This window comes from Streptococcus mitis (assembly GCF_003943905.1).
Taxonomy (GTDB): domain Bacteria; phylum Bacillota; class Bacilli; order Lactobacillales; family Streptococcaceae; genus Streptococcus; species Streptococcus mitis_BC.
The window spans coordinates 323,208-335,252 of record NZ_RJNS01000002.1; the positions used below are offsets into that span (position 1 = coordinate 323,208).

Sequence of the window (12,045 nt, forward strand, 5' to 3'; positions counted from 1 at the left end):
TGGATTTAGAAATGAAGGTCTGACTTGTCAGATGAAACGGATGGTACCGCGTGTCAACGCTCCGATTGGAGTTTTTGGCATGTGGTTTTCTTTTTATCTACGAGCGACTGATGGAGGAATTATGTCAACTATTGAAGAACAATTAAAAGCGCTTCGCGAAGAAACGCTGGCTAGCTTGAAGCAGATTACTGCTGAAAATGAAAAAGAGATGCAAGAGTTGCGTGTCTCTGTCCTTGGGAAAAAAGGATCGCTTACTGAAATCCTTAAAGGGATGAAAGATGTCTCTGCTGAGATGCGCCCAATCATCGGGAAACACGTCAATGAAGCGCGTGATGTCTTGACAGCTGCTTTTGAAGAAACAGCTAAGCTCTTGGAAGAAAAGAAAGTTGCAGCTCAACTAGCAAGTGAGAGCATCGATGTGACTCTTCCAGGTCGTCCAGTAGCGACTGGTCACCGTCATGTCCTCACACAAACCAGTGAAGAAATCGAAGATATTTTCATCGGGATGGGTTACCAAGTCGTGGATGGTTTTGAAGTGGAGCAAGACTACTACAACTTTGAGCGCATGAACCTTCCGAAAGACCACCCAGCCCGTGATATGCAGGACACATTCTATATCACAGAAGAAATCTTGCTCCGTACGCATACGTCTCCAGTTCAAGCACGTGCCATGGATGCCCATGATTTCTCTAAAGGTCCTTTGAAGATGATCTCACCAGGGCGTGTCTTCCGTCGTGATACGGACGATGCGACCCACAGTCACCAATTCCATCAAATCGAAGGTTTGGTTGTTGGGAAAAATATCTCTATGGCAGACCTTCAAGGAACGCTTCAACTCATCGTTCAAAAAATGTTTGGTGAAGAGCGTCAGATCCGTCTGCGGCCATCTTATTTCCCATTCACAGAGCCATCTGTTGAGGTGGACGTTTCCTGCTTCAAGTGTGGCGGAGACGGCTGTAACGTATGTAAGAAAACTGGTTGGATCGAGATTATGGGTGCCGGTATGGTTCACCCACGTGTCCTTGAGATGAGTGGTATCGATGTGACTGTTTACTCTGGATTTGCCTTTGGTCTTGGTCAAGAACGTGTCGCCATGCTCCGTTACGGAATCAACGATATCCGTGGGTTCTACCAAGGCGATGTCCGCTTCTCAGAACAGTTTAAATAAGATTGAAACCTGAAACACAGTCCTATACAGTCCTAGTCATTTTCTCTCGATGAGAATGGTAAGGACTGACTCGAAGAAAAAGAAAGGAATTGAAAAGGTCACACTTGGTGGGATCTTACAATCAGAATTATGCTTGTATCTTATAAATGGTTAAAAGAATTGGTGGACATTGATGTGCCATCACAAGAGTTGGCTGAAAAAATGTCAACTACAGGGATCGAGGTAGAGGGTGTCGAATCACCAGCTGCTGGTCTCTCAAAAATTGTCGTCGGTGAGGTCTTGTCTTGCGAAGATGTGCCAGAAACTCACCTCCATGTTTGTCAGGTTAATGTTGGCGAAGAAGAAGCCCGTCAAATCGTTTGTGGTGCCCCAAATGTGCGTGCTGGCATCAAGGTCATGGTGGCACTTCCGGGAGCTCGTATCGCTGAGAATTACAAGATTAAGAAAGGGAAAATCCGTGGCTTGGAGTCTCTCGGAATGATCTGTTCACTTGGTGAATTGGGGATTTCTGACTCCGTTGTACCAAAGGAATTCGCAGATGGTATTCAAATCTTGCCTCAAGATGCTGTTCCTGGGGACGAAGTCTTCTCTTACCTAGACTTGGATGATGAAATCATCGAACTTTCTATCACACCAAATCGTGCAGACGCTCTTTCCATGCGTGGAGTAGCGTACGAAGTGGCAGCCATCTATGACAAGGCAGTTAACTTCAAAGAATTTACCTTAACAGAAACAGACCAAGCCGCTGCAGATGCTCTTTCTGTAGGGATTGAAACAGACAAGGCACCATACTATGCGGCCCGTATATTGGACAATGTGACGATTGCACCAAGTCCACAATGGTTGCAAAATCTCCTCATGAACGAAGGAATCCGTCCCATCAATAACGTAGTGGACGTGACCAACTACATCCTGCTTTACTTTGGTCAGCCTATGCATGCCTTTGACTTGGATACCTTTGAAGGGACTGACATCCGTGTGCGTGAAGCGCGTGCTGGTGAAAAATTGGTGACTTTGGACGGTGAAGAACGTGACTTGGAAACAAATGACCTAGTCATCACTGTCGCAGACAAGCCAGTAGCCCTTGCAGGTGTCATGGGTGGTCAAGCAACAGAAATCTCTGAAAATTCTAGTCGCGTTATCCTTGAAGCTGCTGTTTTCAATGGCACATCCATTCGTAAGACTAGTGGACGCCTTAACCTTCGTTCGGAATCATCTTCTCGTTTTGAAAAAGGGATCAATGTGGCAACAGTCGATGAGGCCTTGGATGCTGCAGCTAGCATGATTGCAGAACTTGCAGGTGCGACGGTGCGTAAGGGTATCGTTTCAGCGGGTGAGCTTGATACTTCAGATGTAGAAGTATCTTCAACTCTTGCCGATGTCAACCGTGTCCTTGGAACAGAACTTTCATATGCTGATGTCGAAGATGTCTTCCGTCGTCTTGGCTTTGGTCTTTCTGGAAATGAAGACAGCTTTACCGTTAGCGTTCCACGTCGTCGTTGGGATATAACCATCGAAGCGGACCTTTTTGAAGAAATCGCTCGTATCTATGGTTATGATCGCTTGCCAACTAGTCTTCCAAAAGATGACGGTACAGCAGGGGAATTGACTGCGACACAAAAATTGCGTCGCCAAGTCCGTACTATCTCTGAAGGAGCAGGTTTGACAGAAATCATTACCTACGCTCTGACAACTCCTGAAAAAGCAGTTGAGTTTACAGCTCAGCCAAGTAACCTTACAGAACTTATGTGGCCAATGACTGTGGACCGTTCAGTTCTCCGTCAAAATATGATCTCTGGTATCCTTGATACAGTTGCCTACAACGTAGCTCGTAAGAACAAAAACTTGGCTCTTTACGAGATTGGAAAAGTCTTTGAACAAACAGGCAATCCAAAAGAAGAACTTCCAAATGAAATCAACAGCTTTGCCTTTGCATTGACAGGCTTGGTTGCTGAAAAAGATTTCCAAACGGCAGCAGTTCCAGTTGATTTCTTCTATGCTAAGGGAATCCTTGAAGCGCTCTTTACTCGCTTGGGACTAGAAGTGACCTATACAGCTACAGCTGAGATTGCAAGTCTCCACCCAGGACGTACAGCTGTGATTTCACTCGGTGACCAAGTTCTTGGTTTCCTTGGCCAAGTGCATCCAGTTACTGCGAAGGCTTACGATATTCCAGAAACTTACGTAGCGGAGCTCAACCTTTCAGCCATCGAAGTAGCGCTTCATCCAGCAGCTCCATTTGTGGAAATCACCAAATTCCCAGCGGTTAGTCGTGACGTGGCCCTACTCCTCAAGGCAGAAGTTACTCATCAAGAAGTTGTAGACGCTATCCAAGCTGCAGGCGTAAAACGATTGACAGATACCAAACTCTTTGACGTCTTCTCAGGCGAAAAATTGGGACTTGGTATGAAGTCAATGGCCTATAGCTTGACCTTCCAAAATCCAGAAGATAGCTTGACAGACGAAGAAGTCGCACGCTATATGGAAAAAATCCAAGCATCACTTGAAGAAAAAGTGAATGCAGAAGTGCGTTAAACCATCAATCCATCCTTCGGGGTGGATTTTTGCTTTTCAAAATGACAATTCAGGATCAAAAATGGACAATTGAGGAGTAAGAGCACCTGTATACACTTTAATGGGCTATAATTGTTCTATCACTTGGGTACTCAAAATCCTTAGAGAGTTTAGTTTTTAAGGAAGGATGAACAAGATAAAAATGTACATAAATCCTTGTAAAGGCTATCAAAAAGGAGTATAATAAGTGCAACATATCTCGGAGGTGGAAAATGCTAGAAGTAAGAAATCTAGAGAAAAGTTTCGGTTCCAAGCAAGTCTTGTTTGGTGTCGATTTTCAGGCAAGTCCAGGACGAATTTTGGGACTGGTTGGGAAAAATGGTGCTGGGAAAACAACGATTTTCCACAGTATGTTGAAATTTTTGGACTATCAAGGAGAAATCAATCTGGATGGGCAGGAGATTCGTCAGGAAACCTACGCTCGGATTGGCTATCTGCCTGAGGAACGCAGTCTTATGCCCAAGCTGACAGTCCTTGAGCAAGTTCGCTACTTGGCGACTCTAAAGGGCATGGATGCTAAGGAGGTCAAGGAAAAACTCCCTCAATGGATGGAGAAACTGGAAGTGAAAGGAAAGCTGACTGATAAAATCAAGAGTCTCTCCAAAGGGAATCAGCAGAAAATTCAGTTGATCATCACCTTAATCCATGAGCCAGACTTGATTATTCTGGATGAGCCTTTTAGTGGTTTGGATCCAGTCAATACCGAGTTGCTCAAACAGGTCATCTTGAAAGAGAAAGAGCGCGGTGCAATCATTATCTTTTCTGACCATGTCATGACCAATGTCGAGGAACTTTGTGATGATATTCTGATGATTCGTGATGGGCGTGTGGTCTTACATGGACCAGTCCAAGAGGTTCGCAATCAATACGGGAAAACACGTCTCTTTGTTTCAAGTGAACGAAGCAAGGAAGAACTGGAAAAACTTCCTCACGTCAAACAGGTGAGCTTGACCAAGCAAGGCAGTTGGAAATTGATCCTCGATGACGAGAGCGCTGGAAGGGAACTCTTCCCAATCCTGACTCAAGGTCAATATATTGCGACCTTTGACCAACAAGCTCCAACAATCGATGAAATCTTTAAACTAGAATCAGGGGTGGAAGTATGAGAAATATGTGGGTTGTAATGAAGGAAACCTATCTTCGGCATGTCAAGTCGTGGAGTTTCTTCTTTATGGTGATTTCGCCGTTCCTATTTTTAGCCTTATCTGTAGGAATTGGCTATCTCCAAGGGTCTTCTATGGCCAAGAATAGCAAGATAGCAGTAGTAACAACGGTACCATCTGTGGAAGAAGGGCTCAAGGGTACCAATGGTATCAACTTTGATTATAAGGATGAAGCCAGTGCCCAGGCTGCTATCAAGGATGAGAAAATCAAGGGTTACCTAACCATTGACCAAGAGGACAGCGTCCTCAAGGCCGTCTATCATGGTGAAACCTCTCTTGAAAGTGGCGTCAAACTAGCAGTAACCAATAAGTTAAACGAACTGCAATACCAACTCAATCGTTCGGCAGCCAATTTGTCTCAAGAACAGGAAAAACGTCTGAGTCAGACCGTTGACTTTACTGAGAAGATTGATGAATCCAAGGAAAATAAAAAAATTGTTCAAACCATTGCGGCCGCAGGGCTTGGTTTCTTCCTTTATATGATTTTGATTACTTATGCTAGCGTCACTGCTCAGGAAGTAGCTAGCGAGAAAGGAACCAAAATCATGGAGGTGGTCTTCTCTAGTATCCGAGCTAGTCATTATTTCTACGCTCGCATGCTGGCTCTACTTCTCGTGATTTTGACTCATATTGGCATTTACGTCGTGGGTGGGCTGGCTGCCATTTTGCTCTTTAAAGACCTACCAATCTTGGCACAATCTGGTATTTTAAACCATATAGGAGAGGCCTTCTCGCTCAATACCTTATTGTTTGTCTTGGTTAGTCTCTTTATGTACGTTGTTTTGGCAGCCTTCCTAGGATCCATGGTTTCTCGCCCTGAGGATTCAGGAAAGGCCTTGTCTCCATTGATGATCTTGATTATAGCAGGATTTGTCGGTGTGACCTCTCTAGGTGTTGCTGGTGACAATTTAGTTCTGAAAATTGGTTCCTACATTCCTTTCATTTCGACCTTCTTTATGCCATTTAGAGCTATAAATGGTTATGCAAGTGGTCTGGAAGCTTGGATTTCTCTTGCCATAACGGTTGCTTTTGCAGTCACTGCAACAGCCTTTATCGGACGTATGTATGCCAGCCTTGTCCTTCAGACAGATGATCTAGGTCTATGGAAAAGCTTTAAACGTGCCTTAGCTTATAAATAGGAGAGCCTCGCAAAAGCGAGGTTTTTCTAGATGTTAAACACCGAAATCGGTAAAAATATTTTTCATATCTATTGACTTTTAGTAGTAAAATTTGGTATGATAGTAGACGGTATTGTTTACCCCATTTGTAAGGCCCCGGAACCTTTCAAATACCCCGCGGACCGGAACATCCGCCCTGTAAACAAAAACGATATTCATATAGGAGAAATCATGAACAAAACTACATTCATGGCTAAACCAGGCCAAGTAGAACGCAAATGGTACGTTGTTGATGCAACTGATGTACCTCTTGGACGCCTTTCAGCAGTCGTTGCTAGCGTACTTCGCGGAAAAAACAAACCAACATTCACACCACACACTGATACAGGTGACTTCGTAATCGTTATCAATGCTGAAAAAGTTAAATTGACTGGTAAAAAAGCAACTGATAAGATCTACTACACTCACTCAAACCACCCAGGTGGATTGAAACAAATCTCTGCTGGTGAACTTCGTTCTAAAAATGCAGTACGTTTGATCGAAAAATCAGTTAAAGGTATGCTTCCACACAATACTCTTGGCCGCGCTCAAGGTATGAAATTGAAAGTATTCGTTGGAGCTGAGCACACTCACGCTGCACAACAACCAGAAGTTCTTGATATTTCAGGACTTATCTAAGGAAAGGAACAATAAAGTATGTCACAAGCACAATATGCAGGTACTGGACGTCGTAAAAACGCTGTTGCACGCGTTCGCCTTGTTCCAGGAACTGGTAAAATCACCGTTAACAAAAAAGATGTTGAAGAGTACATCCCACACGCTGACCTTCGTCTTGTTATCAACCAACCATTCGCAGTTACTTCAACTGTAGGTTCATACGACGTTTTCGTTAATGTTGTAGGTGGTGGATACGCTGGTCAATCAGGAGCTATCCGTCACGGTATCGCTCGTGCTCTTCTTCAAGTAGACCCAGACTTCCGCGATTCATTGAAACGCGCAGGACTTCTTACACGTGACTCACGTAAAGTTGAACGTAAGAAACCAGGTCTTAAGAAAGCTCGTAAAGCATCACAATTCTCAAAACGTTAATCAATACGATTATATCAACGTTTCAAAGCACTTTGCAAAAATTTTGCAAAGTGCTTTTTTGTCGATTTTTGAGCTCAAATAGCTTTGTGATAACCTTCTGATAACCTCTTCTAAATTTTTAAAATCATGATTTATTTTGCTTTATTGAGATAGTCTGCAAATTTGTCAATAGAGTTTTTCTCACCAGTTTTTGTGGTGTGAGTATAGACATCTAATGTCACCTGACTGCTTGCATGACCGAGACGTTTTGATGTATTAGAAGGATCGATTCCAATTTCAGACATAAGTGTTGCATGTGTATGTCTAAACCCATGTGGGCTAATTGGTTTTAATTTATGCTTTTTAATAATTCGATTCAGTACGTTATTAATGTAATCAGCATGCAAAGGTTCAATTTTGTCATTACTTGATATGTAAGAGAACATATATTCATCACTAATATTCAGCTTTGTAAGAGGAAGCTGAGATTGTTCTTTCAGATAGAAATTTCTCCATTGCTTAATAATATCGATTGTCTCATCATCAAGATAGATTGTACGAACTGAAGATTCATTCTTTGTGCTCTTTTCAATCGCTTTACCGTCAATTCTTCCTAGACTTTTATCTATGTTCAATAGATTGCTGTCAAAGTTAATATCAGCCCATTTTAAAGCGTATAACTCCCCTTTTCGTAGTCCACTAAATGCAAGCAGTCTAAATAAAGCAAAATGTTTAAATGGCTCAGTTTCTTTCACTATATCAAGGAAATGATGTAATTCCTCCAGTGACCAAAAATTATCTGATCTAGTTTTTTTGATTTTAGGCATGATAACATTCTTCATTGGATTTCGATCAATGTAGTTCATGTTGATTGCAAAATCAAAAATTTTTGAGGTATAGGATTTTATCTGTTTGATATTTTTGAAAGTCTGAGATTTTTGTGTAATAAAGTTTTGACAGTCTAAAGGACTGATTTGCTCGATAAATTTATCTCCAAATACTGGTAGAATATGTATTCGATAGATATTCTTTGTTTGGGAAGAAGTTGTTTCTTCAACGGTACCAACATAAGCCTTAAACCATTCATGATAAAGTTCTTTATAAGTGACTTTGGGATTAGATTTTTCGGTATTTACTGTGGGGGAGACGACACCAGCTTCTAAACGAGCTTCGTACAATTTTGCCTCTTTTTTGGTTTTGAATCCTCTCTTTAAGTGCCTTTTTTTCTTTCCATAAGCATCTAAGCCAATGTAAAAGCTGACATAGTAAAGGATTCCTTTTTTTGTTTTGTATTTGTGTATAGACATTTTTTCTCCGTATCTAAGTTTTCGGAGCTTATGTAATTGAGAAATGAGTGTCTATCTATTTTTTCTATCTTCTTGTCGGATAGCGTATTCGTCTGTTTTAATCCAGCTCTGCCAAACTTTAGAGTCTTTATTTTGGTGATTCATATAGTCTATAAACTCAGACATAAAACGTTTGTTTTTCTCAGCTAGGTATTCTGAGAATATATGACGAAATTCATCTGAAAAACTATCATCAAGTGGTAGTGTTAATGCCCTTTCGCCAAATTCGATACTTTTCTTTAACTTCTCCATATCGCTTTTAAAAGGTGTTACAGAACCAATTTTAGATGTTTTGAAACTATCTGTAACAATTTTAAGATTTGATGGAGCGTGTGGGTTGCTATCAAGTCCCATAATGTAAGCGACGGAAACATTAAAGTATTTTGCCAATTTTTCAGCATTATCTTTTTTAGGTTTGCGGATTCCTTGATTGTATCCAGAAAGTGTAGGATAGGCTATATTTGTAGCTTCGCTAATNTCTGTCAATTTTTTTCCGCTATTTTCTATCAGTTTAGTAATATGATTCGTCATAAGAACCTCCTTTTTATCATTATAACACATTTTATTCTTTTTGAATAAAAAAGCTTGACAAAAATTCAAAAAGGATATATAATTCAAAATGAATAACAAATTAAATGGTTTCGGAGCTTATTTAATTTAGAAATGAGGTGTGAATTTATGTCGGAAACTACTTTAGTTGTCCAGCTTCCTAAAGAATTAGAGAAGCAATTACGTGCTCACTATGATGAGATGATTTCAAATGCTGTAGCAAGAGTATTTGAAGATAAAGAACTTTATAAACCTATGGTTCGTATGTCAGGTTTGTCTAGGTGGTTAGATGTATCTACGACAACAATCCAAAAATGGACGAAAGAAGGAATGCCAACCATGGTGATTGATGGAGTGACTTTATACGATAAAAGAGCAGTAACACGATGGTTGAAGCAATATGAAAGATAGGTACTCGTATGAATGGTGTTCAGTGGATCAAGATAACAACAGATATATTTGATGATGAAAAAATTCAGCTAATAGAATCAATGCCAGAAGGAGATACTCTTATTGTAATATGGTTTAAAATTCTGGTGCTTGCAGGAAAGCAAAATAATAGTGGCATATTAAGTCTAGGGAACAAGGTTTATTACACAGAAGAGATGCTTTCAACAGTGTTTAGGCGAAAGGCTACATCTGTAAAATTAGCTCTCAGCATGTTTGAAGAATTTGGCATGATAGAAATCATAGATGGCGCTATTACCATTCCAAAATGGGAGAAACATCAGAATATAGATGGACTAGAAAAGATTAGAAAACAAACTAGGGAACGTGTTGCTCGTCATAGACAAAAACAAAAAGCACTAATTACAGGCGAGCCACAACTCGTTTTAGACTGTAACGTTACAGTAACGGATGAAAATGATAATGTAACGCAAGAGATTAAGAACAAGAGTAAGAATAAGAAAGAGATTGAGAATATACTGGATAATAGTTCTAGAAAGCCTGAAACTTATATTCCACCTAAATATTATTCTTTGTTAGAATCCATTTCTTATAAGTACAATGATAGATTTTTGTATCCTAACAATTACACTTTAACACATGCTCAGAAGATGAAGATAGGCGAGTATTTGGCTAGTGGGTATGTAACTAGTGATGAAGTCATTAGCATGATTGAACGGATTCCTGAGGATGCGACGTCTCCTTTGGCGTATTTATTTAAGTCTATGGAGAATTTAAAGCAGGAACGTATGCTGGAGTGCAAAGCTATTGCCCATGAAAATGCCCGAAAGAAGTATATGATAAATGAGTAGATATAGGACTGTTCTAAAGAAATGTTACATCACTGAGGAGCAAAATGAAATAGTGAATAACTTGATTGAAATGACAAATCATCTAAGTTTTTCCTCTTATGCCAGAAAAATGTTATTTAAGAGCTCGCCTATTTATCTTCAATTTGATTTTGAATCTTATCATGACTTTATATTTCAAGTTAGAAGAATTATCAATAACTTACGTCAGTTAGAAAGAATAGCAGAACAAAGTGAGGATTTGGATAATGTAAGGATATTTCACTACTGCGTTGAGCTGATGATAGAATATGAAAAGAAGACAAGTAAACAAGTGAAAGAACTTGTAAAACGACTAAATAAGAAAACGAGGTGATAGGACCATGAGAATAAAATCTGTGTTGAAACAGGTGTTTTTGACGGAAGAAGAAAATAAAAAATTAAATGATTGTATGAGGAAGGAAAATATTCGTAATTTTTCTGAGTTTGCTAGACAAAAATTAATACGAACAGATTTGAACATCCAAAAAGTCTCTTTTGAAGGTTTAGTTCCTTTAACAGAAGAGTTGGAACAAGTCGGAAAGAATATCAATTCTATAGCCCGTCTTGCAACTGTAGTTGGGAGAATAAGCTATGAAAACAAAATGGATATGTCTATTTTGATGCAAAAAATAGTTGATGTGATGGAGGAAAAAGATGTTTATTTTCAAAAGTAATATGGATAAGGATTTTGATCAGATATGTGAATACATATTGAAATTAAAGCGAGCAGAATTATTTCTTCATGGAATTAAACAACAAGATAAAACGAAGGCTCGTTTGTATCATGCGATGCTGGAATACTATGATGCTAACCATAAAAAAGAAAGACATATGAGAATTTTAAAATAAGGAAACGCTGTTAAAAATTTTGCAGCGTTTTTTATATATCTTCTTAAAATATTTGTACACACAAATGACAGTCAAATTGATTTTTGGGATTATTTTATCGAGAAGGAAAGATTTCTCATAATATGACTTTGCGAGCTCAGAGTCTGTATACACACACTCCCAAAATCATCCTAAAATTTGTATACACAAAGTGTATGTACTTTTTGGGATGATTTGAATTTTGGGGAATCCCCAAACCCCTGATGAATTATACGAGCAAAAAAATTTGGGAGTAAGTTTTAGAAAGAACTATTCTAAAGTATTTAAAATCTGACTTTAAGTAAATTTTTTATTATGTGACTATTAGCCTGTCTCACTCCGCTAGGTGTGAGACAAAAAAATACCCGCTATGCGGGTGTGTACTGACCCCCAAAAGTTAGACAGAAAAAATCTAACTTTTGGGGTCAGTACAAAAGCGTTTTTATTGTATAAAGAATATCAAATAGTTTGAGGGTTTTACTTGTCGCTGTATTTCTTCACTATCCTTTTTGTAATACTCCTGCTTTGTTCCTGAAATATCTACAGTGAATACGTCATCCTTGAAGGTATAATTCTCTTTTCGGTTTATGATATTAGAGCCAGTCGGTTCGATTGTTGCACTGTCTTTATCAATTGTAAAGGTGTCGGCCTCTCCTTTGTTGCTATTTCCTTTGTTACCTGAAATGGTAAAGGCAACTTCATTTCTACTCTCGTTTATTCAACGGTATTCGCCATCTAAAGAATTGCTTGATTGGTTAGAGCATGCAATTAATAAAATTGTAGATAGAGACACTAAAAGTAATGTGATAAATCTTTTCATTTACATACTTTTTATTTCTATATTATATTAAAGAAACATTACATAAGTAAGACAGTAATTTTTTAGGTTGATCTCTTTCTTTCGGGAAAATCATT

At 39.4% G+C, this 12,045-nt stretch carries 12 protein-coding genes and 1 pseudogene; 10 read left to right on the forward strand and 3 right to left on the reverse strand.

The features are described 5' to 3' along the window. The first annotated feature begins 121 nt into the window (after nt 1-121). The 6 genes from pheS (at nt 122) to rpsI (ending at nt 7,112) form a co-directional block, all read left to right on the forward strand. Complete coding sequence (pheS, locus tag D8854_RS05285) at nt 122-1,168, forward strand: phenylalanine--tRNA ligase subunit alpha (protein WP_125450047.1); 1,047 nt, start codon at nt 122-124, stop codon at nt 1,166-1,168. 129 nt (nt 1,169-1,297) lie between these two features. Continuing rightward, nucleotides 1,298-3,703, forward strand: coding sequence for a phenylalanine--tRNA ligase subunit beta (pheT, locus tag D8854_RS05290; RefSeq protein WP_125450049.1), 2,406 nt, complete (start codon nt 1,298-1,300; stop codon nt 3,701-3,703). Nucleotides 3,704-3,954: 251 nt separating this feature from the next. After that, nucleotides 3,955-4,848, forward strand: coding sequence for an ABC transporter ATP-binding protein (locus tag D8854_RS05295; protein ID WP_125450051.1), 894 nt, complete (start codon nt 3,955-3,957; stop codon nt 4,846-4,848). Next, nucleotides 4,845-6,044 carry an ABC transporter permease gene (locus D8854_RS05300; protein ID WP_125450053.1) on the forward strand — a complete coding sequence of 400 codons (1,200 nt, stop codon included), beginning with the start codon at nt 4,845-4,847 and terminating at the stop codon, nt 6,042-6,044. Before D8854_RS05295 ends, D8854_RS05300 begins: the two co-directional genes overlap by 4 nt. 210 nt (nt 6,045-6,254) lie before the next feature. Next, the gene (rplM, locus tag D8854_RS05305) at nt 6,255-6,701 is read left to right on the forward strand and encodes a 50S ribosomal protein L13 (protein WP_001044624.1); all 447 of its coding nucleotides are present in this window, start codon (nt 6,255-6,257) and stop codon (nt 6,699-6,701) included. Between the two features lie 18 nt (nt 6,702-6,719). Then, nucleotides 6,720-7,112 (forward strand): 30S ribosomal protein S9, encoded by a 393-nt coding sequence (rpsI, locus tag D8854_RS05310; RefSeq protein WP_000075973.1) that lies wholly within the window; start codon nt 6,720-6,722, stop codon nt 7,110-7,112. 131 nt (nt 7,113-7,243) lie between these two features. Here the strand turns inward: rpsI and D8854_RS05315 are convergent, their stop codons facing one another. Together D8854_RS05315 and D8854_RS05320 are read right to left on the reverse strand one after the other, a co-directional pair. Further along, complete coding sequence (locus D8854_RS05315; protein ID WP_125450055.1) at nt 7,244-8,398, reverse strand: tyrosine-type recombinase/integrase; 1,155 nt, start codon at nt 8,396-8,398, stop codon at nt 7,244-7,246. A 51-nt stretch (nt 8,399-8,449) separates the two neighbouring features. Beyond that, nucleotides 8,450-8,968, reverse strand: a complete 519-nt coding sequence (locus D8854_RS05320) for a helix-turn-helix domain-containing protein (protein WP_125450057.1) — start codon at nt 8,966-8,968, stop codon at nt 8,450-8,452. A 147-nt stretch (nt 8,969-9,115) separates the two neighbouring features. Between D8854_RS05320 and D8854_RS05325 the strand changes: the two genes are divergently transcribed. The 4 genes from D8854_RS05325 (at nt 9,116) to D8854_RS05345 (ending at nt 11,112) form a co-directional block, all read left to right on the forward strand. Continuing rightward, entirely contained in the window at nt 9,116-9,397 is a 282-nt protein-coding gene (locus tag D8854_RS05325) for a hypothetical protein (protein WP_000005472.1), read from the forward strand. An 8-nt stretch (nt 9,398-9,405) separates the two neighbouring features. Next, on the forward strand, nt 9,406-10,245 hold the full coding sequence (locus D8854_RS05330) for a phage replisome organizer N-terminal domain-containing protein (RefSeq protein ID WP_001014727.1): 840 nt from the start codon (nt 9,406-9,408) through the stop codon (nt 10,243-10,245). A gap of 359 nt (nt 10,246-10,604) precedes the next feature. After that, nucleotides 10,605-10,937, forward strand: a complete 333-nt coding sequence (locus tag D8854_RS05340; RefSeq protein ID WP_001220782.1) for a hypothetical protein — start codon at nt 10,605-10,607, stop codon at nt 10,935-10,937. Next, complete coding sequence (locus tag D8854_RS05345; protein ID WP_000469564.1) at nt 10,918-11,112, forward strand: hypothetical protein; 195 nt, start codon at nt 10,918-10,920, stop codon at nt 11,110-11,112. The genes D8854_RS05340 and D8854_RS05345 overlap by 20 nt, the downstream gene beginning before the upstream one ends. 460 nt (nt 11,113-11,572) lie before the next feature. On the opposite strand, the pseudogene D8854_RS09995 reads toward D8854_RS05345, so the two are convergent. Continuing rightward, nucleotides 11,573-11,950: pseudogene (locus D8854_RS09995) on the reverse strand (hypothetical protein). Between the last annotated feature and the right edge of the window lie 95 nt (nt 11,951-12,045).